The sequence below is a fragment of the Mycolicibacterium moriokaense genome, assembly GCF_010726085.1.
Classification (GTDB): domain Bacteria; phylum Actinomycetota; class Actinomycetes; order Mycobacteriales; family Mycobacteriaceae; genus Mycobacterium; species Mycobacterium moriokaense.
On sequence record NZ_AP022560.1, the window covers coordinates 2,234,252 to 2,260,258 of the forward strand.

A 26,007-nucleotide genomic window follows, 5' to 3' on the forward strand; every position below is an offset into this window, starting at 1 on the left:
TTGATTTCACCTGACTGTTTGGTTGGGTTGTTTTTGTTTGGAGAGTTTGATCCTGGCTCAGGACGAACGCTGGCGGCGTGCTTAACACATGCAAGTCGAACGGAAAGGCCCTTTCGGGGGTACTCGAGTGGCGAACGGGTGAGTAACACGTGGGTGATCTGCCCTGCACTTTGGGATAAGCCTGGGAAACTGGGTCTAATACCGAATACACCCTGCTGGTCGCATGGCCTGGTGGGGGAAAGCTTTTGCGGTGTGGGATGGGCCCGCGGCCTATCAGCTTGTTGGTGGGGTGATGGCCTACCAAGGCGACGACGGGTAGCCGGCCTGAGAGGGTGTCCGGCCACACTGGGACTGAGATACGGCCCAGACTCCTACGGGAGGCAGCAGTGGGGAATATTGCACAATGGGCGCAAGCCTGATGCAGCGACGCCGCGTGAGGGATGACGGCCTTCGGGTTGTAAACCTCTTTCAGTACCGACGAAGCGCAAGTGACGGTAGGTACAGAAGAAGCACCGGCCAACTACGTGCCAGCAGCCGCGGTAATACGTAGGGTGCGAGCGTTGTCCGGAATTACTGGGCGTAAAGAGCTCGTAGGTGGTTTGTCGCGTTGTTCGTGAAAACTCACAGCTTAACTGTGGGCGTGCGGGCGATACGGGCAGACTGGAGTACTGCAGGGGAGACTGGAATTCCTGGTGTAGCGGTGGAATGCGCAGATATCAGGAGGAACACCGGTGGCGAAGGCGGGTCTCTGGGCAGTAACTGACGCTGAGGAGCGAAAGCGTGGGGAGCGAACAGGATTAGATACCCTGGTAGTCCACGCCGTAAACGGTGGGTACTAGGTGTGGGTTTCCTTCCTTGGGATCCGTGCCGTAGCTAACGCATTAAGTACCCCGCCTGGGGAGTACGGCCGCAAGGCTAAAACTCAAAGGAATTGACGGGGGCACAAGCGGCGGAGCATGTGGATTAATTCGATGCAACGCGAAGAACCTTACCTGGGTTTGACATGCACAGGACGCCGGCAGAGATGTCGGTTCCCTTGTGGCCTGTGTGCAGGTGGTGCATGGCTGTCGTCAGCTCGTGTCGTGAGATGTTGGGTTAAGTCCCGCAACGAGCGCAACCCTTGTCTCATGTTGCCAGCGGGTAATGCCGGGGACTCGTGAGAGACTGCCGGGGTCAACTCGGAGGAAGGTGGGGATGACGTCAAGTCATCATGCCCCTTATGTCCAGGGCTTCACACATGCTACAATGGCCGGTACAAAGGGCTGCGATGCCGTGAGGTGGAGCGAATCCTTTCAAAGCCGGTCTCAGTTCGGATCGGGGTCTGCAACTCGACCCCGTGAAGTCGGAGTCGCTAGTAATCGCAGATCAGCAACGCTGCGGTGAATACGTTCCCGGGCCTTGTACACACCGCCCGTCACGTCATGAAAGTCGGTAACACCCGAAGCCGGTGGCCTAACCCCTTGTGGGAGGGAGCCGTCGAAGGTGGGATCGGCGATTGGGACGAAGTCGTAACAAGGTAGCCGTACCGGAAGGTGCGGCTGGATCACCTCCTTTCTAAGGAGCACCACGAAAAACACTCTCCAGTGGGGAGGGTGTCAGCCGTGAGGAACCCTTTGCCTGTAGTGGGTGGGGGTTTGGTGCACGACAAACGTTGAGCCGCAACGGGGTTCACTCTTTTGGGGTGGATTGCGGTGATGGAATTGCCAGACACACTATTGGGCTTTGAGACAACAGGCCCGTTGTTCCCTGGCCACTGTGTGTGGTGGGAGGCGTGTTGTTGCCCCGTCTTTGGTGGTGGGGTGTGGTGTTTGATTTGTGGATAGTGGTTGCGAGCATCGATCCGGCAGCTTTGGCTGTTGGGTTTGATAATGCAATTTTTGATTCTTCCGAGAATTTTTAACTGTTTTGTGTTGTAAGTGTTTTAGGGCGCATGGTGGATGCCTTGGCACTGGGAGCCGATGAAGGACGTGGGAGGCTGCGTTATGCCTCGGGAGCTGTCAACCGAGCGTGGATCCGAGGATGTCCGAATGGGGAAACCCGGCACGAGTGATGTCGTGTCACCCACTACTGAATGTATAGGTAGTGGGGGGGAACGCGGGGAAGTGAAACATCTCAGTACCCGTAGGAAGAGAAAACAAGTGTGATTCCGTGAGTAGTGGCGAGCGAAAGCGGAGGATGGCTAAACCGCGTGCATGTGATACCCGGCGGGGTTGTGTGTGCGGTGTTGTGGGGCGTTTCTTCCCTTCTCCGCCGAGGAGGGCGAAAGTGATAAACCGTGGTGTTAGGTGAAGTGGTCTGGGATGGCCTGCCGTAGTGGGTGAGAGCCCCGTAACTGAAAACATCATGGCTTTCGTGGAACTGTCCCCGAGTAGCAGCGGGCCCGTGGAATCTGCTGTGAATCTGCCGGGACCACCCGGTAAGCCTGAATACTTCCCAGTGACCGATAGCGGATTAGTACCGTGAGGGAATGGTGAAAAGTACCCCGGGAAGGGAGTGAAAGAGTACCTGAAACCGTGTGCCTACAATCCGTCAAAGCCCTCGACTTTGTTGTGGGGTGATGGCGTGCCTTTTGAAGAATGAGCCTGCGAGTCAGGGACATGTCGCGAGGTTAACCCGGGTGGGGTAGCCGCAGCGAAAGCGAGTCTGAATAGGGCGTATCCACACAACAGTGTGTGGTGTAGTGGTGTGTTCTGGACCCGAAGCGGAGTGATCTACCCATGGCCAGGGTGAAGCGCGGGTAAGACCGCGTGGAGGCCCGAACCCACTTAGGTTGAAGACTGAGGGGATGAGTTGTGGGTAGGGGTGAAAGGCCAATCAAACTCCGTGATAGCTGGTTCTCCCCGAAATGCATTTAGGTGCAGCGTCGCATTTTTCTTGTTGGAGGTAGAGCTACTGGATGGCCGATGGGCCCTACTAGGTTACTGACGTCAGCCAAACTCCGAATGCCGACAAGACAGACAGTGCGGCAGTGAGACGGCGGGGGATAAGCTCCGTGCGTCGAGAGGGAAACAGCCCAGATCGCCGGCTAAGGCCCCTAAGCGTGTGCTAAGTGGAAAAGGATGTGCAGTCGCGAAGACAACCAGGAGGTTGGCTTAGAAGCAGCCACCCTTGAAAGAGTGCGTAATAGCTCACTGGTCAAGTGATTGTGCGCCGATAATGTAGCGGGGCTCAAGCACACCGCCGAAGCCGCGGCAGCCAATTTGGCTGGGTAGGGGAGCGTCCTGCATCCGGTGAAGCCACAGAGTGATCTAGTGGTGGAGGGTGTGGGAGTGAGAATGCAGGCATGAGTAGCGATAAGGCAAGTGAGAACCTTGCCCGCCGGAAGACCAAGGGTTCCTGGGCCAGGCCAGTCCGCCCAGGGTGAGTCGGGACCTAAGGCGAGGCCGACAGGCGTAGTCGATGGACAACGGGTTGATATTCCCGTACCCGTGTATCAGCGTCCCTGATGAATCCAATCTGCTAACCACCCAAACGGTGGCCTACCAACTCCTTTAGGAGGCGGGGTCGCCCGCTGCGTGGGACCCGGTTGGGTAGTAGTCAAGCGATGGGGTGACGCAGGAAGGTAGCCGTACCAGTCAGTGGTAATACTGGGGCAAGCCTGTAGGGAGTTGGGTAGGTAAATCCGCCCAGCACATATCCTGAGAGGTGATGCATAGCCGAGTGAGGCGAATTCGGTGATCCTATGCTGTCGAGAAAAGCCTCTAGCGAGTCGGTACACGGCCCGTACCCCAAACCAACACAGGTGGTCAGGTAGAGAATACCGAGGCGTACGAGTGAACTATGGTTAAGGAACTCGGCAAAATGCCCCCGTAACTTCGGGAGAAGGGGGACCCACGTACCGTCAACACCTTTTGCGGTGGGCAGCGGGGGTGGGTGGCACAAACCAGTGAGAAGCGACTGTTTACTAAAACACAGGTCCGTGCGAAGTCGCAAGACGATGTATACGGACTGACGCCTGCCCGGTGCTGGAAGGTTAAGAGGACCCGTTAACCCTTTCGGGGGTGAAGCGGAGAATTTAAGCCCCAGTAAACGGCGGTGGTAACTATAACCATCCTAAGGTAGCGAAATTCCTTGTCGGGTAAGTTCCGACCTGCACGAATGGCGTAACGACTTCTCAGCTGTCTCAACCATAGACTCGGCGAAATTGCATTACGAGTAAAGATGCTCGTTACGCGCGGCAGGACGAAAAGACCCCGGGACCTTCACTACAACTTGGTATTGGTGCTCGATACGGTTTGTGTAGGATAGGTGGGAGACTGTGAAACTCAGACGCCAGTTTGAGTGGAGTCGTTGTTGAAATACCACTCTGATCGTATTGGGCCTCTAACCTCGAACCGTTTATCCGGTTCAGGGACAGTGCCTGGCGGGTAGTTTAACTGGGGCGGTTGCCTCCTAAAAAGTAACGGAGGCGCCCAAAGGTTCCCTCAACCTGGACGGCAATCAGGTGTTGAGTGTAAGTGCACAAGGGAGCTTGACTGCGAGACGGACATGTCAAGCAGGGACGAAAGTCGGGACTAGTGATCCGGCACCCCCGAGTGGAAGGGTGTCGCTCAACGGATAAAAGGTACCCCGGGGATAACAGGCTGATCTTCCCCAAGAGTCCATATCGACGGGATGGTTTGGCACCTCGATGTCGGCTCGTCGCATCCTGGGGCTGGAGCAGGTCCCAAGGGTTGGGCTGTTCGCCCATTAAAGCGGCACGCGAGCTGGGTTTAGAACGTCGTGAGACAGTTCGGTCTCTATCCGCCGCGCGCGTCAGAAGCTTGAGGAAACCTGTCCCTAGTACGAGAGGACCGGGACGGACGAACCTCTGGTCCACCAGTTGTCCCACCAGGGGGCACCGCTGGATAGCCACGTTCGGACAGGATAACCGCTGAAAGCATCTAAGCGGGAAACCCCCTCCAAGACCAGGCTTCTCACCCATTTCAGTGGGATAAGGCCCCCCGCAGACCACGGGATCGATAGACCAGACCTACACGCACAGCAATGTGTTCAGGGAACTGGCACTAACCGGCCGAAAACTTACACACAACCAACCTCGCAACCACACAATCCACAAACACCAGCCACACCCCACCACCAAAAACACCACCAACACGGTGAAAACAGTGGGGGCAGTGCTCAAAGAATTCCCACACCATGTGGGTCACTTTGACAAGTGAATAACGTTACGGCGGTACATAGCGGCAGGGAAACGCCCGGACCCATCCCGAACCCGGAAGCTAAGCCTGCCAGCGCCGATGATACTACCCACCCGGGTGGAAAAGTAGGACACCGCCGAACACAAATTAAGCCCTGTGCCCCCCAATTCTATTGGGGGGCACAGGCATTCGTGGAGTTATTCCGTTCTAGAACAACGTCGGCGCGGCGCCGACACGCTTTTTCTCCATGTCGAGCAGCGCTCGCTTTCGATCGAGTCCGCCGCCATACCCGGTGAGACTGCCGTTTGATCCGATCACCCGATGGCACGGCACGATGATGCCAATCGGGTTGTGGCCGTTGGCCAGTCCGACCGCGCGAAACGCGCCGGGTGAACCGATCTGTCTGGCGATCTCGCCGTACGAACGTGTCTCACCGTAGGGGATCGTCAGCAGGGCGGCCCACACCCGTCGCTGAAACTCGGTGCCGACCAGATCGAGAGCGAGGTCGAAATCGGTTCGCTCCCCAGCGAAATACGCCCCGAGCTGTTCGACGGCGTCGGGGAACGCGACGTCATCGACTTCCCAACCGTCACGGCTCGGCTCGTAGGTCTGGTCGACCATCCGCAAGTGTCGCAACCGCCCATTCTTGCCGGCCAAGGTGAGCAGACCCACCGGGCTGTCGATGGCGCGAAATTGCAGAATCTCCATCATTTCTCCTTCGGCGGCCACTCGTTGACCGCATGATCCAAAGCTGTCCATAGGTGTTGTGTGGCATATGAGCGCCATGGCCGCCACCGCATGCTGTGCTCGGTGAGTGGCCGCGGTTCGGCTGGCAAGCCAAGCTGCTGCGCCGCCACACGCACTCCAAGATCGTTGGCGGGGAACGCATCTGGATCACCGAGTCCGCGCATCGCGATTACCTCGGCCGACCACGGTCCGATCCCCGGCAGTTCCATCAGCTGTGCACGGGCTCGGTCCCAGTCGCAGCCGGCGTCCAGCACCACATCACCGTTGGCCAGCGCCCTGATCAAGGCGATCAGTGACCGCTGGCGAGACTTCGGAAAGGCAAGATGCACCGGGTCGATATCGGCGAGGTCCTCGACAGCTGGGAAGACGTGCGTGAGACCGCCATCGATATCGGTGACCGGCTGACCGTAGGTGGCGACGATGCGGTGTGTGTGGGTACGTGCGGCCTTCATCGACACCTGCTGACCTAGCACAACCCGCAGGGCCAGTTCCTGTTCGTCGACCGTCCGCGGTATCCGCTGCCCGGGTGCCTTGGCGACGAGCACACTGAGGTCGGAGTCGGCGCCGAGCGCGTCGACGACCGCCTCCGGGTCGGCGTCGAGGTCGAGCAGGCGTCGGCAGCGGGCGATCGCGGCGGCGAGATCGCGGAAGTCGTCCAGTACGATCTCGCATCGCACGTGATCGGGTTGTGGTGTGAGACTGACGATTCCGCTGCCATTGGCCAGCCGCAAAGTCCGTCGGTAACTGCCGTCGCGTACCTCTTCCACCCCCAGCACCGCGCTGGCCGCCAGATGGCCGAACAAGCCCTCGTAGGCGAACGGCGTGCGCACCGGCAGCCGGAGAGACAGTGACCCGGGCGCACTTTCTCGACGCCCAAATCTCGAGCGTGCACGCTGCCGCAACGCGGTCGGGGGCAGATCGCACACCGCGCGAACCGTGTCATTGAACTGCCGGATGCTGGAGAAGCCGGCGGCGAATGCGACATCGCTGAACGGCAATTCGGTGGTTTCGATCAGCACGCGGGCGGTCTGTGTGCGCTGGGCACGCGCCAGTGCGAGGGGATTCGCCCCGACCTCGGCCTGCAGCAACCGCTCGAGTTGGCGTGTGGTGTATCCGACGCGATCGGCGAGGCCGGTGACACCTTCACGGTCGACCGTGCCATCGGCGATGAGGCGCATCGCCCTGGCGACCACGTCGCCGCGCATATTCCACTCTGGTGAACCCGGTGAGGCGTCCGGCCGGCACCGCTTGCAGGCGCGGAAACCGGCCTTCTGGGCGGCGGCCGCGGTCGGGTAAAACCGCATGTTGCGGGCATAGGGCGGACGGACCGGGCAGCTGGGCCTGCAGTAGATCTTCGTGGTCAGCACCGCGGTGACAAACCAACCGTCGAACCGTGCGTCCTTCGACTGGACGGCCCGGTAACAGCGGTCGAAATCCTCGTGCATGTCTCTCACAATTACACGCGCCCACCGACAAGACTGGCGGAAAACCGACATGGTCGTTCGGCCCGAAAAACTGGACCGATCTCAAGGCCCTAACGATCCCGTCAATTCTCGGCATCGTCGCTCGCGCAGAAGGACACCGCTGTGTTCTGGTGTATGGCGATGTCCACTCGTTTGCTGTCCGTTCTTCGTCTGGCCGCCGCCGCGGCCGCCTTGGCATCGCTGGCCAGTGTCGAATGGGGTGCGGCCAATGCGGCCCCCACCGCCGACGATCAGGGTTACGTCAATTCCACCGCGCGATGCGCTTCACCGAGCGAGATGGTCGTCTTCGGCAGCACCGAATCATCGCGGGTGGCGATATGTGAGGTCGACGGAGAGTACGTCTACCGCGGCGTCCGACTGCGCGACGGCGCCAAGCTGATCATCCCCGCAACGAAGAGGGGCGGCGGATACACCGCCGAGAACAACGGCATCACGTATACCGTCACCGAGGACTCGCTGGTCATCAGTGCAGGCTCGCGGGTGATCCGTGACGAAAAGATGATTGACTTCCACACCGCGCAGATGACCGAGGTCGGTGCATCACCGCCGGAAGCCCAGACATCAACGCCGACAACGCCATTGCCACCACCGCTCCCCGCAGAAGTGGGCGGCGAAGCCAGCTGATCTGACTAGCCGCTTAGCTCTCCACGGAGGTATTCCTCACGACAGGCTGGGCGGGCGAGCTTGCCGCTCGTGGTGCGCGGGATCGCGCCCGCCGGAACGAACCGGACGTCAGCGGCAGTGAGTCCGTGGATCTCGGCGACGGCCGCACGGATCGCCGCCGCGGCAGCATCCGGATCGGCTCGACGGGTGCCTGACGCGCGCTCAGCGACGATGACGACGCCGTCGTCGGTGGCGAACGCCGCGACGTAGCCCCGCCGTACCATCGGCGAGGCGGATTCGGCGGTGCACTCAATGTCGTGCGGGTAGTGCTGAAGGCCGTCGACCAGAATCACGTCCGCGCGCCGGCCAGTGACGTACAACTCGCCATCGAGGTACACCCCGAGATCGCCAGTGCGCAGCCATGTTTCATCCATCGGAACGCCTCCGGTATGACTTCCCGACTCCAACGGCGAACGCAGCCTGGCATCGAACGTCTGTCGTGACTCCTCGGGCCGCCCCCAGTACCGCCGCGCGGTGTTGTCGCCATGCAGCCAGATCTCGCCAACCCTCCCATCGGGAAGTTCGGCGTGCGCGTCGGAATCCACGATCGCCGCCCACTGGCTGCGCGCGACCTGGCCGCACGACACGTGTGCGACTGCGGTGTCCGCGTCAGCGGCGACACGCACCGCTTGTCCTTCAGACAGCCGGCGTCGATCGAGATACGCGACCGTGGGCCGAGCGGATGGAGCGATGGTCGATACGAACAGCGTCGCCTCGGCGATCCCGTACGACGGCTTGATCGCGGTGGGCGGCAAGCCGTACGGCGCGAAGGCGTCACTGAACGCAGTGATCGCCTCGATGCTGACGGGTTCGGACCCGATAATCATCACGACATTGCCGAGGTCGAGATCCTCGCCGGGCCCTGGCAATCCGCGCTGGGCGGTGTACTCGTAGGCGAAGTTCGGCGCCGCCGTAACCACCCGTCCCTCCCGTGACCCGTCGGTCAGCGCGCGGATCCAACGGTACGGCCGACGAATGAAGGCTGTCGGCGACATCAGCGTCGAGTGCCCGCCGTACACCGCGGGGAAGCCGATCATCGACAGCCCCATGTCGTGGTACAGCGGTAACCAACTGACGCCGTGGGTGTTTCGGTCGAGCAGGTCGATCGACAGGATCATCTGCAACAGATTGGTCCCGACGGCGCGGTGGGTGATCTCCACGCCGACCGGTGGGCGCGTCGACCCCGAGGTGTACTGCAGATGCGAGACATCGTCTACCTCGAGCTCGACGGGGACGAAATCGTCTGAGGCATCGTCTGGAACATCGTCGACCGCGACAACGGGCAGCGAGCGCGCGAATGCGAAGTGAGCGAGGAAGTCTCGCACGGTGCCGGCCGACGTGCTGGTCGTCAGGATCGCCGCGGGACGGGCGTCGCGCAGTGCCGTTTCGAGGCGCTCGGCGTGCCCGTGGAGTTCGGGGGCGAACAACGGCACCGCGATCGCGCCCGCCTTCACGGCCGCGAAGAACGCCGCGACGTATTCGAGGCCTTGTGGCGCAAGGATGGCGACCCGGTCACCGCGCGATGCCACCTGTTGCACCCGAGCGCCGATGGCTCGCATCCGGCGGCCCAGCTGGTTCCAGGTCAACTCGACGGGCGCACCGCTGTCGGATACGGCGAAATCCAGGTACCGGTAGGCGACCGCGTCGCCGACGTTGGCAACGTTGCGGTCGATGAGCGATATCAGCGTCACGCTGGGCGGCAGGACGATCCCGCCGTCGGCATCGAGACAGTCCTCGATCTGCAGCGGACCCTCGTCGGCCATCGAACCGCGCACGCACCCAATCCTAGTTAACGTAACGGCAAGTATCACTTATCTGGCGGTTGATCTGACCGAACGCGCACGGTCAGATCGGTAGCGCGAGCCGAGTGGGTTCGTCGTATCCGCGCAGCGTCACCGAATCGCCGAGGGTCCAATGCGCCCGCTCATCCTCGTCCGCGTTCGCGACCGCCTCGGACGACGCCAGCAGGTGTCCTGGTACATCTTTGGCGAGTTCGCAAAGTCGCGCGGCCTCGTTGACGGGCTCGCCGATCACGGTGTACTCGAATCGTTCGTACGCACCCACGTTGCCTGCGACCGCTTCGCCGGCCGCGATGCCGATGCCGGCGTCGCATTCGGGGGCCTCGTCGCGGATCCGCCTCGCGATCGCCCGCCCCGCGGCCAGAGCCTCGCCCTCCGGATTGTCCAGATGATTGGGCGCACCGAACACTGCCAGTGCCGCGTCCCCCTCGAATTTGTTGACGAACCCGTGGTGGCGATCGACCTCGTCGACGATCACCGCGAAGAACCGGTTCAACAGGTCGACCACCTCGGTCGCTGGACGGCCGGTCACCAGCTGAGTGGACCCGATGATGTCGACGAAGATCACCGCGACGTGGCGCTCCTCGCCGCCCAGCTTCGGGCGCTGCTGCTCGGCCGCCGCGGCCACCTCACGGCCGACATGGCGGCCGAACAGATCCCGAAGACGCTCTCGCTCACGTAGTCCCGCGACCATCGAGTTGAAGCCTCGCTGCAGCTGGCCGAGTTCGGTGCCGTCGAACACCACCACGTTGGTGCGGAGATCGCCTTCCTCGACGCGGGTGAGCGCGGCGCGGACCACCCGGACAGGAGTGACGGTGAGCCACGACAGGATCCACATCAGAATCGCACCGAACACCAAGGCGAACAGCGCGAGGATCATGACGGCGACGGTGAACTGCTTCGGCGTCACGTTCTGCTGGAACAGCGTGATCGCCGCGGCGAGGAAGATGCCGAGTACCGGTACTCCCGAGCCGAGGGCCCAGACCAGCATCGTGCGGCCCATCAGCCCCTCGGTGAGGCGACGTGGCGGCTTACCCGCCTCGAGCGCCTGGGCTGCGACGGGCCGCAGCGCGAACTCGGTGAAGAGGAAGCAGCTGGCCGAGACGACGATGCCGGGAAAGCTGACGCCCAGGAGCCACTTCGGGATGTAGTCGGTATCGACCTGCCCGTACAACGCGGTGAGCACGATGGTTCCGACGCCCCACAGGAACAGCAACACTCGCGTCAGCCGCCAGGGTGCGAGGAAGGTGTTGCGCTCGTCCTCACGCGTCGGCTGTCGTTCCTCGATAGCCCACCGCACATTGTTGATCACGCGGGTGGTCGCCCAGACCACCCCGACGATCAGCGCGGTCGCAATGTAGATCGGCACCGCGATGAACGTGATCCAGCGGACCTGCGGCTCGAAGACGCTGGGCGTCGGGAAGGCGACTATGACGACCAGCGCCGCCACCCCGATTCCGATGAGATTGGCCGTGACGATGAAGACGGTGAGGATGATCTGGATACGTATGCGACGCTTGCGTTGACTCTCGGAGACCCGGCCCAGCACCCACGAGCCGTATTCGGGTGTCGAGGTGACGCGGCTGCCCTGGCGTGTCACCCGCTCCAGTAGGCGACCGAGCCGCTGGGGCAACGACTTGTTGAACGTCATCGTGCCCTCAGCGTAAGTTGCCGCGCCGCCGCCTAAGGTGGTTCGGGTGCGTCTCGTGATCGCCCAGTGCACTGTCGACTACGTCGGACGCTTGACGGCTCACCTGCCGTCCGCCCGGCGCCTGCTGCTCATCAAGGCCGACGGATCGGTCAGCGTCCACGCCGACGACCGCGCCTACAAGCCGTTGAACTGGATGTCCCCGCCCTGTTGGCTGACCGAGGAGTCCGACGGACCGGCGCCGGTATGGGTGGTCGAGAACAAGGCGGGGGAGCAGTTGCGCATCACCGTCGAGGCGATCGAGCACGACTCCAGCCATGAGCTCGGCGTCGATCCGGGGTTGGTGAAGGACGGCGTCGAGGCACATCTGCAGGAGCTGCTGGCCGAACACGTCGAGGTGCTCGGCGAGGGTTATTCACTCGTACGGCGCGAGTACATGACCGCGATCGGCCCGGTGGATCTGCTGTGCCGCGACGAGAAGGGCCGCTCGGTCGCCGTCGAGATCAAGCGGCGGGGCGAGATCGACGGCGTCGAACAACTCACGCGGTACCTCGAGCTGCTCAACCGCGACACGCTGCTGGCGCCCGTTGCCGGGGTGTTCGCCGCCCAGCAGATCAAGCCGCAGGCCCGCACCTTGGCGATGGACCGTGGGATTCGTTGCGTGACTTTGGATTACGACAAGATGCGCGGCATGGACAACGACGAGTTCCGGCTCTTCTGAGCATGCCTCGGCGCCGGACACCGCCGCGCAAGCGACGTCCCGTGCGGCCACTGGCCGCGATGCGTATCGAACTCGGCCCAGACGGCTACGACTACGAAGTGCACCCGGTCGCGGCCGCGCGTGCGACCAAAACCTACCGCTGCCCGGGATGCGATCACGAAATACGGCCTGGCACTGCGCATCTGGTCGTGTGGCCGGCCGGTCGCGGCGAGCAGGCGTCAGAGGACAGGCGACACTGGCACACGCCGTGCTGGGCGCATCGGGCTACGCGGGGTCCAACCAGGAAATGGTCTTGACGATGTAAGCGTCAGTGATCGGCGACGGGCTGGACGAGTTCGATCAGCACACCGCCGGCGTCCTTGGGATGGATGAAGTTGATCCGCGAGTTCGAGGTGCCGCGGCGCGGGGCGTCGTAAAGAAGGCGAACGCCGTCGGCGCGCAGACGCTCCGACAGGGCCTCGATGTCGCTCACCCGGTACGCGAGCTGCTGCAGCCCGGGGCCGCGCTTGTCGATGAACTTCGCGATGGTCGAGGTCTCGTCGAGCGGGGACATCAACTGGATCTGGGCGCTGCCGACGGGCGCGCCACGCACGGACAGCATGGCCTCACGGACACCCTGCTCCTCGTTGACCTCCTCGTGCAGGACGATCATTCCGAGGTTGTCGTGGTACCACTTGATGGCGACGTCGAGGTCGGGGACTGCGATGCCGACGTGGTCGAGCGCGGTCACCAACGCACTTGCGAGGATCGGACGGGCATCAACCTGCTCGGCAGTCATGAGCCAACGGTAACGTTTAATAGATCGGTTGCATATGCGTAATCGGTCACATCGGCCGGCAGGACCCCCGGAGGAAAGAATGACGACGTCGGTAATTGTTGCTGGAGCTCGCACGCCGGTCGGCAAACTCATGGGGTCGCTCAAAGACTTCTCGGGTACCGATCTGGGGGCCATCGCGATCGCTGGTGCGCTGGAAAAAGCCAAGGTCCCGGCCTCGGCCGTCGAGTACGTCATCATGGGCCAGGTCCTCACCGCCGGAGCGGGGCAAATGCCCGCAAGGCAGGCGGCAGTCGGCGGGGGCATCGGCTGGGACGTGCCGGCGCTGACCATCAACAAGATGTGCCTGTCGGGTATCGATGCCATCGCACTGGCCGATCAGCTGATCCGGGCCGGCGAGTTCGACGTGGTGGTCGCGGGTGGCCAGGAATCGATGACCAAGGCGCCGCACCTGCTGATGGACAGCCGGAGCGGTTATCGCTACGGAGATGTCACTGTTCTGGATCACCTGGCGTATGACGGCCTGCACGACGTGTTCACCGATCAGCCGATGGGTGCGCTGACCGAGGTGCGCAACGAGGTTGACCAGTTCACCCGGGCTGAACAGGACGAGTTTGCGGCGCGTTCGCACCAAAAGGCAGCGGCGGCATGGAAAGACGGCGTCTTCGCCGACGAAGTTGTGCCGGTGATGATCCCGCAGCGGAAGGGCGACCCGATCGAGTTCACAAAGGACGAGGGCATCCGCGCCGACACCACCGCGGAGTCTCTGGCCGGCCTCAAGCCGGCGTTCCGCAAGGACGGCACCATCACGGCCGGTTCGTCGTCACAGATCTCCGACGGCGCTGCCGCGGTGGTGGTGATGCGCAAGGAAAAGGCTCAGGACCTGGGGCTGACCTGGCTGTGCGAGATCGGTGCGCACGGCGTGGTGGCCGGTCCGGATTCCACGCTGCAGTCGCAGCCCGCGAATGCGATCAAGAAAGCCATTGCGCGCGAAGGCATTTCGGTTGACCAGCTGGACGTGATCGAGATCAACGAGGCGTTTGCGGCGGTCTCACTGGCGTCGGCGAAGGAACTGGGCGTCGACCTGGAGAAGGTCAACGTTAATGGCGGTGCGATCGCGATCGGGCATCCGATCGGCATGTCGGGCGCCCGGATCACCCTGCACGCCGCCCTTGAGCTGGCACGACGCGGTTCCGGCTACGCCGTTGCGGCGCTGTGCGGCGCCGGCGGGCAGGGCGACGCCCTGGTGCTCCGGGCGGGCTAGCGCGTCTACGACACTGTGTAGTAATCCCCGCGGTCTTCGGGCACAATGGCGGCCATGACTGGCGCCTTTGATCTGCGGTCCGTTGCCGGGTGGTTCCGTCTGGTCGCGCTACTTGAGGCCGTCAGCTGGGTTGGATTGCTGGTAGGCATGTATTTCAAGTACCTCGGCAACCCCAGGACCGAGATCGGCGTCAAGGTCTTCGGGATGGCCCACGGGCTGATCTTCGTCGCCTTCGTCGTGGCGGGCTTGCTGGCCGGAATCGCCTTCAGATGGGCGGCGGGAACGTGGTTGCTGGCGGTTCTGGCGAGCATCGTGCCCCTGGGCAGTGTGATCTTCCTCATATGGGCTGATCGGACCGCGAAGCTCGGCGCCGTGCCCGTCGCTCAACCGGGGCATCCGATCGCCGAAACGACGTGACAAACTTGTGGACGTGACTCGTCCACGTCCTGTTGCTGCGTCCATGGCTGGTGCGATCGATCTCTCGGCGCTCAAACAACCGGCGTCTGCCGGCGGCGCCGGCGCGGCGGGCCCGCCCGGTGGGGTCGAGGTCACCGAGGCCAACCTGGAGGCCGAGGTCCTGGTCCGCTCCACCCAGGTTCCCGTCGTCGTGCTGCTGTGGTCACCGCGCAGCGACGCCAGTGTTCAGTTGGGTGAAGTGCTCGGCAGCCTCGCCGCGGCCGACGGCGGTAAGTGGGCGTTCGCGACGGTCAACGTCGACACCACCCCGAGGGTGGCGCAGATGTTCGGCGTGCAGGCCATCCCGACCGTCATCGCCGTGGGCGCGGGCCAACCGCTGTCGAGTTTCCAGGGGATGCAGCCGCCGGAGCAGTTGCGCGGCTGGATCGACTCGCTGCTAAAGGCGACCGCGGGGAAGCTCAGCGGTCCAGGCGAGGATTCCGAACAGGAGGTCGATCCCGAACTGGCCCAGGCGCGGGCGCATCTGGAGGCCGGTGACTTCGACGCCGCGCTGAAGGCGTATCAGGCGATCCTGAATGCCAGGCCCAACGATGCCGAGGCCAAGGGTGCGGTCCGTCAGATCGCGTTCCTGCAGCGGGCAACGGCGCACCGTCCCGATGCGATCGCCGCGGCCGATGCCGCACCCGACGACATCGAGGCGGCGTTCGCCGCGGCCGACGTGGAGATCCTGCAGCAGAACATCGCGGCTGCGTTCGATCGGCTGATCGGGTTGTTCAAGCGCACCAAGGACGATGACCGCACGCGGGTGCGCACCCGTTTGATCGAACTGTTCGATCTCTTCGATCCGGCCGACCCCGAGGTCATCGCGGGCCGGCGCAAGCTGGCCAACGCTCTGTACTGAGCCCGCTCCACCCCGCTGAGCAGACGCGTACACCCCCTATTTCGCTCTGAAACGGGGGTGTACGCGTCTGCTCGCGAGAGGAAGCTAGTCCGTGGGTTCGAACCACAGCGCCGCCAATGGCGGCAACACCATGACCGCGGAGGCCGGTCGACCGTGCCACGGCTCGTCGGTCGCCTCGACCGCGCCGTAGTTGCCGATGCCCGACCCGTTGTAGATGTCGGCGTCGGAGTTGAGCACCTCCCGCCAGGTGCCCGCATGCGGCAGGCCGAGGCGATACCGCGTGTGCTCTGAGCCCGAGAAATTGAACACGCACGCCAGCTTGGAACCGTCATCGCCGAACCGCAGGAAGCTCAGCACATTGTTGGCCGAGTCGTTGGCGTCGATCCACGAATAGCCCTCCGGCTTCGTGTCCTGAGACCACAGCGCACGCCTGGTGCGGTAGATCTCGTTCATGTCCTGGACGAACCGCTGCACGCCCGTGGAGAAGCTGTTCTCGTCGAGCTGATACCAGTCGATGCCGCGTTCCTCGGACCACTCGGCGCGCTGACCGAACTCCTGACCCATGAACAGCAACTGCTTACCCGGGTGGGCCCACTGGTAGGCGAGGAGGCCACGCAGCCCGGCGGCCTTGACGTGGTCGTTGCCCGGCATGCGTCCCCAGAGGGTGCCCTTGCCGTGCACCACCTCGTCGTGGCTGATGGGCAACACGAAGTTCTCGCTGAACGCATACAGCATCGAGAACGTGATCTCGTGATGGTGGTAGCTGCGGTGAATGGGATCCCGCTTGATGAACTCCAGCGTGTCATTCATCCAGCCCATGTTCCACTTCATCGAGAAGCCAAGGCCGCCAAGGTTGGTCGCCCTGGTCACTCCGGGCCATGACGTCGACTCCTCGGCGATGGTGACGACGCCGGGTGCGATCTTGTGCACCGTGGCGTTCATCTCCTGGAGGAACTGCACGGCCTCGAGGTTCTCCCGGCCGCCGTAGATGTTCGGCGTCCAGCCACCTTCGGGCCGCGAGTAGTCCAGGTAGAGCATCGAGGCGACGGCATCCACGCGCAGCCCGTCGATGTGGAACTCCTGCAGCCAGTAGAGCGCGTTGGCCACCAAGAAGTTGCGGACCTCGGGCCGACCGAAGTCGAATACGTAAGTGCCCCAGTCGAGTTGCTCACCGCGCCGGGGGTCGGAGTGCTCATACAGCGCCGTGCCGTCGAAGCGGCCAAGCGCCCACGCGTCCTTGGGGAAGTGGGCGGGCACCCAGTCCATGATCACGCCGATTCCGGCCTGGTGCAGGGTGTCCACCACATGGCGGAACTCGTCGGGCGTGCCCAGACGTGATGTCGGCGCGTAGTACGACGTCACCTGATAACCCCACGAACCGCCGAACGGGTGCTCGGCGACCGGCATCAGCTCGACGTGGGTGAAGCCGTTGGCCACCACGTATTCGGTGAGTTCGGTGGCTAATTCGCGATAGCTCAGACCCGGCTGCCACGACATCAGGTGCACTTCGTAGGTGCTCATCGGTTCGAAAACCGGATTCTGGCGGGCCCGGCGCTCCATCCACTTCTGGTCCTGCCAGGTGTATTCGCTGCGGGTCACCTTAGACGCGGTCTGCGGCGGCACCTCGGTGGCGAACGCCATCGGATCGGCGCGGTCGCTGACCGACCCGTCGGCGCCGTGCACCCGGAACTTGTAGAGTCCGCCGACCTCGAAACCGGGCCAGAACAGTTCCCAGACGCCGGTCGAGCCGAGCACGCGCAGCTGGGCCTCGTTGCCGTCCCAGTGGTTGAACTCGCCGATGAGGCTGACGCCCTTGGCGTTCGGCGCCCACACCGCGAAGGAGACGCCCTCGACCACACCGTCGGGTGTCGTGAAGCTGCGCGGATGCGCACCCAGGATCTCCCACAGCCGCTCGTGGCGGCCCTCGGCGAACAGGTGCAGATCGATCTCGCCGAGGGTGGGCAGGAATCGGTATGCATCGGCGACGGTGTGGGTGACCTGACCGTCGCCGTTTGGATAGGCGATCTCAAGCCGGTAGTCCATCAGGTTCGTCATCGGAAGCGCCACCGCGAACAGCCCGCCCTCGATGTGCTGGAACGGATAACGCTCGCCACCAATGAGGGCCACCACTTCGACCGCGTGCGGTCGGTACGCGCGGATGACCGTGTGGTCGCCGTACTCGTGCGCTCCCAGGATCGAATGCGGGTCGTGGTGTTCGCCGGCAAGCAGACGGTTCACGTCGGCTGTGTGCGGGCGTAGGTGCGGGCTCGTGCGTTGGTTGGTCTGCGTCATCTCGTCACTCCCTACGCAGTAGGTTGAGTCGTTGGTCGGGCGGCACCTGGGGCATGTTCAGCACGTGCGCCACCGCCCTGGCCGGGTCGAGGCGGACGTAATTGGCTTGGCCCCATTGATATTCATCGCCGGTGATCTCGTCGCGTACCCAGAAGCGGTCGTAGGGTTCCATCCCCAGTGCGCCCATGTCGAGCCAGAGCGTGGCCTCTTCGGGGCCGAACGGGTTGAGCGTCACCACCACCAGCACCTGGTCGCCCGTCACCGGGTCGAACTTGCTGTAGGACAACATGCCGTCGTTGTCGACGTGGTGGAATTTGATGGTGCGCAGCTGATGCAGCGCGGGGTGCACGCGACGGATCTCGTTGAGCCGGGTCAGGAACGGCTCCAGCGATTCACCGTCGGCCAGCGCCGCCTCGAAATCGCGCGGCCGCAGCTCGTACTTCTCGGAGTTGAGGTACTCCTCGCTGCCCTCGCGGACGGCGCGGTGCTCGAAGAGCTCATACCCCGAATAGACACCCCATGCTGAACTCATCGTCGAGGCCAGCACCGCACGGATCGCGAACATGCCGGGACCGCCGTGCTGCAGGCTCTCGTGCAGGATGTCCGGGGTGTTGACGAACAGATTGGGACGTGCGTAGTCGGCGTGCGCAGCGATCTCCTGACCGAACTCGGTGAGCTCCCACTTCGCCGTTCGCCACGTGAAATACGTGTAGGACTGCGTGAATCCGAGTTTGGCCAGGCCGTAGAGCCGCGCCGGCCGAGTGAACGCCTCCGAGAGGAACAGGACGTCGGGATCGTCGTTCTTGACCTTGCCGATCAGCCAGGCCCAGAAGTTCGGCGGCTTGGTGTGCGGGTTGTCCACCCGAAACACCTTGACCCCGTGCGAAACCCAGAACCGCACCACCCGTAGCACTTCGGCGTATATCCCCGCCGGGTCGTTGTCGAAGTTGATCGGATAGATGTCCTGGTACTTCTTCGGCGGGTTCTCGGCATAGGCGATGGTGCCGTCGGGCAGCACCGTGAACCATTCCGGGTGCTCCTTGGCCCACGGATGGTCGGGGGCGCACTGCAGCGCAAGGTCCAGTGCCACCTCCATGCCGAGATCGCGGGTGGCGGCGACGAAGTCGTCGAAATCCTCGATGGTGCCCAGTTGCGGATGGACCGCGTCGTGGCCACCCTCGTCGCTGCCGATCGCCCACGGTGACCCCACGTCGCCGGGGGCAGCGGTGACGGAGTTGTTGGGGCCCTTGCGATGGACCTTGCCGATCGGGTGGATGGGTGGCAGGTAGACGACGTCGAAACCCATGGCGGCGATGCGGGGCAGCGCTTTTGTGGCGGTCGCGAACGTGCCGTGGACGGGCTTGCCCTTCTTGTCCCAGCCGCCGGTCGACCGCGGAAACATCTCGTACCAGCTGCCGAACCGCGCCAGCGGGCGATCCACCCACACGCCGTATTGCTCTCCGCGCGTGACCAATTCGCGTAGCGGATAATCGGCGAGCAACGCCGCCACCTCGTCTGAAAGCGCCGCGCCGGCCCGGGCGAACGGGTCACCGGGTTGGCGCAGCGCCTCCGCCGCCGCGAGGATCGGTGCCCGCAGCTTGCGCGGCACTCCGGTCGAGGCGCGTTCGAGCAGCCGCGCTCCGACAAGCAGATCGTTGGATAGTTCGACTTCGCCCTGCCCCGCATCGAGCTTGACGGTGACGGCGTTGCGCCACGTCGTGATCGGATCGCCCCACGCGTCCACCCGGAAGGTCCAGAGCCCGACGGAATCGGGGGTGAACTGACCGTGGAACACGTCGGGAGTAGTGCCCAAGGCCATCGGCAGGTGTTGACGCTTCATGCGCGTCGGTGGTGTGACGACCTTCTCGATGGGCACCGGCTCTGGTGTGGGCGCCGCCGGCCCGTTGACCAGCTGTGGGTAGGTCGAACCGTGATAGCGGACGACAAGCGTGGCGGCGACGGCGTCGTGGCCTTCGCGCCACACCGTCGCGCGGACCGGCACGACTTCGCCCACGACCGCCTTGGCGGGGAATTTCCCGCCGGACACGACGGGGGCGACGTCATCGATGCCGATCCGACCGACCACTTCCCACCACTCCTTCAGCTGCGTCGTCTCAGGTCACTGACTGCGAATGTGCGCCCTCTCGGCCCTATACCCACCGTAATGCGCTGCCCAATCAAGCGGAGGTGAAGCGGTATCGGCGCCAAGCCTGCAGCACGACGAAATGTCAGTAAGGTTGGCTCGCGTGAAAGCTCTTCGCAGGTTCACCGTCCGCGCCCACCTTCCCGATCGTTTGGTCGCGCTCGAGCGGCTGTCGATAAACCTGCGGTGGTCATGGGATAAGCCGACGCAGGACTTGTTCGCGACGATCGACCCGGAGCTATGGAGTCAGGTCGGCTGCGATCCGGTCGCGTTGCTGGGGCTGGTCAGCCCGAAGCGGCTGGACGAACTAGCGGTAGATGAGTCCTTTCTCGGTCGGCTCGACGAGCTGGCCGCCGAACTGGACGATTACCTGACCCGGCCGCTGTGGTACCAGCAGCAGCTCGAACAGGGCGCTGAGCTGCCCAACGGCATTGCCTACTTCTCGATGGAATTCGGCGTCGCCGAGGTGCTGCCGAACTATTCCGGCGGGCTGGGCATTCTCGCCGGCGACCATCTGAAGTCCGCCTCGGATCTCGGTCTGCCGCTGATCGCCGTCGGCCTGCTCTACCGCTCCGGATACTTCCGGCAGTCGCTGACCGCCGACGGGTGGCAGCACGAGAGCTATCCGTCGCTGGATCCGCAGGGCCTGCCGCTGCGGCTGCTTACCGACTCCGACGACAAGCCGGTGCTGGTCAGCGTCGCGATGCCCGAGGACAACGAGCTGCGCGCGCGGGTCTGGATCGCTCAGGTCGGCCGAATCCCGTTGCTGCTGCTGGATTCCGACATCCCGGAGAACGATCACGACCTCCGTGGCGTGACCGACCGGCTGTACGGCGGCGATCAGGAACACCGGATCAAGCAGGAGATCCTCGCCGGTATCGGCGGTGTGCGCGCGATCCGCGCGTTCATCGAGATCGACGGTCTGGCGGCGCCCGAGGTGTTCCACATGAACGAGGGGCACGCCGGCTTCCTCGGTGTCGAGCGCATCCGCGAGCTGATCGACGCCGGGCTGGACTTCGACACGGCGCTGACCGTCGTGCGTTCGTCGACGGTCTTCACCACCCACACCCCTGTTCCCGCTGGTATCGACCGGTTTCCCGTGGACATGGTCAAGCGGTATTTCGGCGGCGGGCCCGGTGATCCGTCGGGCGCCGATTCGCGGCTGCTGCCCGGCGTCCCGCTGGACCGCATCATCTGGTTCGGCGCCGAGGACGACCCGTCGAAGTTCAACATGGCGCATATGGGCCTGCGGCTCGCCCAGCGGGCGAACGGCGTCTCGCTGCTGCACGGCAAGGTCAGCCGCGGCATGTTCAACGAGCTGTGGCCGGGCTTCGACCCGGGCGAGGTGCCGATCGGCTCGATCACCAACGGCGTACACGCGCCCACGTGGGCGGCCCCCGAGTGGGTGCAGCTGGGCCGCGAACTGATCGGCAGTGCCGACCTCGGCGACCTGCGCGAGCCCGAGGTGTGGCAGCGGCTGCACGAGGTAGATCCGGGGCACATGTGGTGGATCCGCTCGCAGTTACGCGAGAAGTTGGTCCTTGACGTCCGGGCGCGGCTGCGGCGGTCCTGGCTCGAGCGTGGCGCAACGGAGGCCGAATTAGGCTGGATCGCAACGGCATTCGATCCCGATGTGCTGACCATCGGCTTCGCGCGACGTGTCCCGACCTACAAGCGGCTGACCCTGATGCTGCGTGATCCGGAACGGTTGGAGAGGCTGCTGCTCGACCCGGAGCGGCCGATCCAGCTGATCGTGGCCGGCAAGTCGCATCCCGCCGACGACGGCGGAAAGGCGTTGATCCAGCAGGTGGTCAAGTTCGCCGACCGTCCCGAGGTCCGCCACCGCATCGCGTTCCTGCCCGACTATGACATGTCGATGGCGCGCCAGTTGTACTGGGGCTGCGACGTCTGGTTGAACAACCCGCTGCGGCCGCTGGAGGCGTGCGGCACGTCGGGCATGAAGAGTGCGCTCAACGGCGGGCTGAACCTGTCGATCCGCGACGGTTGGTGGGACGAGTGGTACGACGGCGAGAACGGCTGGGAGATACCGACCGCCGACGGCCTCGCGGACGAGGGGCGGCGTGACGACATCGAGGCTGCAGCCCTCTACGACCTGATGGAACAGTCGGTGGCGCCGAAGTTCTACGACCGCAACGAGCACGGCGTTCCGGTGCGGTGGGTGGAGATGGTGCGGCACACGCTGATCGCGCTCGGGCCGAAGGTGCTGGCGTCGCGAATGGTCCGCGACTACACCGAGAAGTACTACGCACCCGCCGCGCAATCGCTACGCAGGACCGTCGAATCCGGCGCCGACGGGCAGCCGTTCGGTGCTGCCCGCGAGTTGGCGGCCTACCGTGAGCGCGCTACCGAGGCGTGGCCCAAGATCCAGATCACCGACGTCGACAGCTACGGCCTTCCGGACACCCCGCTGCTCGGCTCCGAGTTGACGCTGACCGCGACGGTTCATCTGGCAGGTCTGACGGCCGAGGAGGTGTCGGTCCAGGCGGTGCTGGGTCGCGTCGACGCCAGCGACGCGCTGGTCGATCCGGTGACGGTGCCCATGGAGCACACCGGCACCGCCGACGGCGGCAACGAGATCTTCACGACCACCACACCGCTGCCGGTCGCGGGGCCGGTGGGCTACACGGTGCGGGTGCTGCCGCATCATCCGCTGTTGGCCGGCGACAACGAACTCGGACTCGTCACGCTCGCGTGACGGCCGAAGACGAGCGCGAGTGAGGATCGCTGGGCCCACACCCGATGGGCAGGGGAATGACTAACGCCCTCAAAGTCGCGATCGAAGGCGGACCGTACGCGATCGCGGCCGGTCCGGACGGCGCTCTGTGGGTGACGTTGGTGCACCACGGTGCGATCGCGCGGGTGACGACGGGCGGCCACGTCGAGACCTTTCCCGTCGCCGCTCAGAGCAGGCCGTCGATCATCACCGCAGGCCCAGACGGTGCCCTGTGGTTCACGCGGAACGGCGACGACCGCATCGGGCGGATCACCATCGCGGGGGAGCTGACGGACGTCGAGTTGGGAGAGGAAAGCGCGCCGTACGGGATCACCGTCGGAGCGGACGGCGCCCTCTGGTTCACGGCGATGACGACAGGTGAGGTCTGCCGACTGTCCGTCGACGGCGAGCTGACGGAACGCTATACGGTCGGGGGCGCGCCGTCGATGATCGTCAGCGGGCCCGACAACGCGCTGTGGTTCACCCTCAACCAACGCAGCGCGATCGGCCGCCTGTCGTTGTCCGGGGATCTCACCGTGCGCGAATTGCCAACTGCCGCAGCCGGTCCGGTGGGCATCACGGCCACCCACGACGACGCGATCTGGTTCACCGAGATCCTTGCCGAGCGGCTCGGCCGGATCCCCATGGATGACGCCATCCAGGAGGTGGATCTGCCCGGCAAGCCGCACGCCGTCGTCGCCGATCCGGACGACGGTGTCTGGGTGAGCCTGTGGGGTTCGAGTCAGTTGGCCCGCGTGAGCGGCGACGGCGAGATCGTCACCATCGACCTTCCCCCGGGCAGTGAGCCGCACGGTCTGGCGATCGACTCCGAAGGCGCGTTGTGGGTCGCGTTGGAGGCCGGCTTCGTGCTCCGCATGCCCTCCTGAAAAGGCCGTTTGGAAGCCGAACAAACTATCTCGCCAACACCTGCCCGGCGCAGATCGCTGTCGGGGTAGGTTGCGTCAGTTACTACTGCGGCTCGTGGAAAGGACTCGGCGTGACGGTTGGCGATGCGCTGCGATGCGGCATCACGGTTTTTGCCGTCGGTGGATTGCTCGCGGGCCCATCAATCGGAGCCGCGTCCGCCCAGCCGGCGCCAGAGCCCACCCCGGCCATCGCGCCCGTGGCCTCAACCGCGCCGGGGCCCGAGGGGGTGGCACCGCCGCCGGTCGATGAAGGACGTGTCGAATCGACGCCGCCCGCCGTCACAGAGACGCCCGACGGTTGGGAGCTCACGCTCTCGGCAAAGGATGAGACGCAGGCGCCCATACCGCCGCTCACGACGGCGCTGTCGTCACGCGAGTACGTCGTGGGCGGAACCTACAGCGGCACGCTGAGGGGACCCGACGACGGTGAGGAGCCGGGCGGCACCCTCGAGGTCGGCTACGAGATCGGCTGTGGCATCGACATGAGCACGTCCAACGGTGTCTCGCTGACGGGAACGATGGGTCTCAGCCCGTCCATCGGGTTGCTCGGCATCGACGTCGTCTCGCCGGGCATCGACGGTGTCCTGCCCTCCCTCGGCGGAAACCTTGGCGGCGGCATCACGGTCGGCCTCAAACCCGGCCTGGTCAACGTGGTCCCGGTGACGAAGAAGGAGTACACCGGCACGGACCCGTGGGTGATGGTCAGCAAGTTCCGCGTCAAGATCGACGGGTGCGTCGGCGAGTCGTTCATCCGCTCGTACGCATTCCTGACGAGGTCGACTGCGCAGTCCGAGGCCGTGCTCGCCTGGTATGGCGTGACCAAGAAGATCTAGTCGAGCTACTCGAACCGTTTGAAGCAGCGCTCCTGATCGCCCAGCACACCGACGCGGAACGCATCGATCCGGGAGAAGCCCGACGGCACCGACTCGCCGTTGACATCGCTGGCGACCAGCCCATTGGTAAGGATCCCGGACACCGCCTCGTCGACGTCGCCCGCGGTCAGCTGGATGGTGTTGCCGTCGGGAGTGGTGGCCTCCTTCGACAGTTTCGCGGTGGCCACTCCGGTCAGACATGCGGTGCGCAGCGCGGCCTCGGCGTTGTCGAGGGCGACGCCGCCCTGCTCGTGCTGAATGGCTTGCATGAATCGCGAAACCAGGACGGAGTAGGCGGTGTTGTCCCCGGTCGCCAGGCTGACCTCTTCCTCGGAATCGGCCTGGGCGCCCAGCGCTTCGAGTTCGGGTAGGTCCACGGAGATCGTGTTGGTCGCCGGACAGTAGGACACCGGTGGACTGGGTCGTGCGTCGGGGCAGTCGACGGCGTCGAACGTCAGTTGCGGTGGATTCTTCGGGCGGAACAAGGTGTCCATCGCCGCGATGATGTCTTCAACGGACTTCTCGGTGATGGCCAGTTCGCCCGTGTGGTCTTCGGGCAGCAACACGGGCAGGTTGCCGCGGCGCTGGCCGATCTCCCGCATGTCGATCGACGCGCAGGCCTGCACGCCGTCGGTGAACCCGAACTGGAACGCCGACACCCGTTCGAACGCCGAACCGTGTTCGTCCACACCGACTTCGGGGTCGTCCTCGTTGAGCAGCGGATCGCGGAATCCGATGACGGCCGCCAGCACGCTGTTCAAGCCCTCTCCCGTCGAGAGCGTGAACCGCGGTGAGTTGTCTTCGGCGACCCAGCGCATATAGGCGCCGGCCAGGCAGTCGGCCTGCTGCTCGGACACCAGCGTCTCGGTGTCTTCGTCGGACATGCCGGACTGGTACTGGATCGCGTGCCCGTACTCGTGCGCGAGCACCATCGTCACACCCATATCGCCGTGTGCCGCCTGCAGCGCAGGCAGCAGTTCACCGCGGTCCCACCCGATGGTGTGGTCGTCCAGGCAGTAGCCCGCGTTCACGATGCCGTAGGTGAAGTCGCCGCAGAACTCGACGTCTTCGAAACCGTTGGCGTCCCAGGAGATCAGTTCCTCCACCGGAGTGAATGTCCCGTCGAAGTGCTCACCGTAGGTGGCTTCCCAGAACTCTTCGATGTCGCTGATCGCCTGGCGGCCGAGTTCGTCCATATCGCCGTCGTCGGTGCCGAACACATCCCGCGTCGGCGCCGCCGGATCGGGTCGCATACCGGTCGGCCCGTCGGTGGCGGGCATCCCCGCGACCCGGAAGGGGTCGTCGAACACCGAGACGGCACGACCCTGCAGCGTCGTGCTGCACGACGAGAGGACGAGCGCGGCGGATACCGCGATCACCGCGCCGACCAGGTGTCGTCGGGGCATTGACGCCGCCTTTCGGATCTGCCGGCGGCCGGGGCGGCCCGCACGTAGAAGTAGCCGACAGGATAGTGAAATTA

Annotated in this window: 17 protein-coding genes and 3 rRNA genes; 12 read left to right on the forward strand and 8 right to left on the reverse strand. The window is 64.2% G+C overall.

The genetic code is table 11. The features are described from left to right. The first annotated feature begins 34 nt into the window (after positions 1–34). From G6N43_RS10970 to rrf, 3 genes are all read left to right on the forward strand, one after another. A 16S ribosomal RNA gene (locus G6N43_RS10970) occupies positions 35–1,554 on the forward strand. A 356-nt stretch (positions 1,555–1,910) separates the two neighbouring features. Next, positions 1,911–5,030, forward strand: a 23S ribosomal RNA gene (locus G6N43_RS10975). A 139-nt stretch (positions 5,031–5,169) separates the two neighbouring features. Then, positions 5,170–5,283 (forward strand): 5S ribosomal RNA (gene rrf / locus G6N43_RS10980). Together the 16S, 23S and 5S rRNA genes form the textbook arrangement of a ribosomal RNA operon. Positions 5,284–5,348: 65 nt before the next feature. Here the strand turns inward: rrf and G6N43_RS10985 are convergent. Together G6N43_RS10985 and G6N43_RS10990 are read right to left on the reverse strand one after the other, a co-directional pair. Then, entirely contained in the window at positions 5,349–5,849 is a 501-nt protein-coding gene (locus G6N43_RS10985; RefSeq protein ID WP_272937665.1) for a methylated-DNA--[protein]-cysteine S-methyltransferase, read from the reverse strand. Beyond that, a complete protein-coding gene (locus G6N43_RS10990; protein ID WP_083154460.1) occupies positions 5,849–7,333 on the reverse strand; it encodes a DNA-3-methyladenine glycosylase 2 family protein in 1,485 nt (494 codons plus the stop codon). The genes G6N43_RS10985 and G6N43_RS10990 overlap by 1 nt, the downstream gene beginning before the upstream one ends. 159 nt (positions 7,334–7,492) lie before the next feature. Between G6N43_RS10990 and G6N43_RS10995 the strand changes: the two genes are divergently transcribed. Then, positions 7,493–7,996: a hypothetical protein gene (locus tag G6N43_RS10995; protein WP_083154740.1), complete on the forward strand. Its 504-nt coding sequence runs from the start codon at positions 7,493–7,495 to the stop codon at positions 7,994–7,996. Between the two features lie 5 nt (positions 7,997–8,001). Here the strand turns inward: G6N43_RS10995 and G6N43_RS11000 are convergent, their stop codons facing one another. Both G6N43_RS11000 and G6N43_RS11005 read right to left on the reverse strand, forming a co-directional pair. Then, positions 8,002–9,798: a fatty acyl-AMP ligase gene (locus G6N43_RS11000; protein WP_083154742.1), complete on the reverse strand. Its 1,797-nt coding sequence runs from the start codon at positions 9,796–9,798 to the stop codon at positions 8,002–8,004. An 82-nt stretch (positions 9,799–9,880) separates the two neighbouring features. Beyond that, on the reverse strand, positions 9,881–11,485 hold the full coding sequence (locus tag G6N43_RS11005; protein ID WP_083154744.1) for an adenylate/guanylate cyclase domain-containing protein: 1,605 nt from the start codon (positions 11,483–11,485) through the stop codon (positions 9,881–9,883). 46 nt (positions 11,486–11,531) lie between these two features. Between G6N43_RS11005 and nucS the strand changes: the two genes are divergently transcribed. Together nucS and G6N43_RS30670 are read left to right on the forward strand one after the other, a co-directional pair. Beyond that, the gene (gene nucS / locus G6N43_RS11010) at positions 11,532–12,203 is read left to right on the forward strand and encodes an endonuclease NucS (RefSeq protein WP_083154746.1); all 672 of its coding nucleotides are present in this window, start codon (positions 11,532–11,534) and stop codon (positions 12,201–12,203) included. A gap of 2 nt (positions 12,204–12,205) precedes the next feature. Next, positions 12,206–12,499, forward strand: coding sequence for an Rv1322 family protein (locus G6N43_RS30670; RefSeq protein ID WP_083154462.1), 294 nt, complete (start codon positions 12,206–12,208; stop codon positions 12,497–12,499). A gap of 11 nt (positions 12,500–12,510) precedes the next feature. On the opposite strand, the gene mce is transcribed toward G6N43_RS30670, so the two are convergent. Then, on the reverse strand, positions 12,511–12,981 hold the full coding sequence (gene mce / locus G6N43_RS11020; protein WP_083154465.1) for a methylmalonyl-CoA epimerase: 471 nt from the start codon (positions 12,979–12,981) through the stop codon (positions 12,511–12,513). 79 nt (positions 12,982–13,060) lie between these two features. Between mce and G6N43_RS11025 the strand changes: the two genes are divergently transcribed. Genes G6N43_RS11025 through G6N43_RS11035 form a run of 3 tightly spaced genes read left to right on the forward strand, consistent with a single transcriptional unit; the run spans position 13,061 to position 15,560 of the window. Further along, a complete protein-coding gene (locus tag G6N43_RS11025; protein ID WP_083154467.1) occupies positions 13,061–14,242 on the forward strand; it encodes an acetyl-CoA C-acetyltransferase in 1,182 nt (393 codons plus the stop codon). A 45-nt stretch (positions 14,243–14,287) separates the two neighbouring features. After that, positions 14,288–14,659, forward strand: a complete 372-nt coding sequence (locus G6N43_RS11030; protein WP_083154470.1) for a DUF3817 domain-containing protein — start codon at positions 14,288–14,290, stop codon at positions 14,657–14,659. 13 nt (positions 14,660–14,672) lie between these two features. Beyond that, entirely contained in the window at positions 14,673–15,560 is an 888-nt protein-coding gene (locus G6N43_RS11035) for a tetratricopeptide repeat protein (RefSeq protein ID WP_179967994.1), read from the forward strand. Between the two features lie 84 nt (positions 15,561–15,644). Here G6N43_RS11035 and glgB read toward each other — a convergent pair whose 3' ends face one another. Together glgB and G6N43_RS11045 are read right to left on the reverse strand one after the other, a co-directional pair. After that, a complete protein-coding gene (gene glgB, locus G6N43_RS11040; protein WP_083154474.1) occupies positions 15,645–17,852 on the reverse strand; it encodes a 1,4-alpha-glucan branching protein GlgB in 2,208 nt (735 codons plus the stop codon). A 4-nt stretch (positions 17,853–17,856) separates the two neighbouring features. Continuing rightward, positions 17,857–19,938 (reverse strand): alpha-1,4-glucan--maltose-1-phosphate maltosyltransferase, encoded by a 2,082-nt coding sequence (locus G6N43_RS11045; protein WP_083154477.1) that lies wholly within the window; start codon positions 19,936–19,938, stop codon positions 17,857–17,859. 160 nt (positions 19,939–20,098) lie between these two features. Between G6N43_RS11045 and G6N43_RS11050 the strand changes: the two genes are divergently transcribed. The 3 genes from G6N43_RS11050 (at position 20,099) to G6N43_RS11060 (ending at position 24,488) form a co-directional block, all read left to right on the forward strand. Next, complete coding sequence (locus G6N43_RS11050; protein WP_083154479.1) at positions 20,099–22,711, forward strand: glycosyltransferase family 1 protein; 2,613 nt, start codon at positions 20,099–20,101, stop codon at positions 22,709–22,711. Positions 22,712–22,767: 56 nt separating this feature from the next. After that, on the forward strand, positions 22,768–23,616 hold the full coding sequence (locus tag G6N43_RS11055) for a virginiamycin B lyase family protein (protein ID WP_083154482.1): 849 nt from the start codon (positions 22,768–22,770) through the stop codon (positions 23,614–23,616). A gap of 110 nt (positions 23,617–23,726) precedes the next feature. Continuing rightward, the gene (locus tag G6N43_RS11060; protein ID WP_083154484.1) at positions 23,727–24,488 is read left to right on the forward strand and encodes an MspA family porin; all 762 of its coding nucleotides are present in this window, start codon (positions 23,727–23,729) and stop codon (positions 24,486–24,488) included. Positions 24,489–24,493: 5 nt separating this feature from the next. Here G6N43_RS11060 and G6N43_RS11065 read toward each other — a convergent pair whose 3' ends face one another. After that, positions 24,494–25,933 carry a neutral zinc metallopeptidase gene (locus G6N43_RS11065; RefSeq protein WP_083154486.1) on the reverse strand — a complete coding sequence of 480 codons (1,440 nt, stop codon included), beginning with the start codon at positions 25,931–25,933 and terminating at the stop codon, positions 24,494–24,496. Between the last annotated feature and the right edge of the window lie 74 nt (positions 25,934–26,007).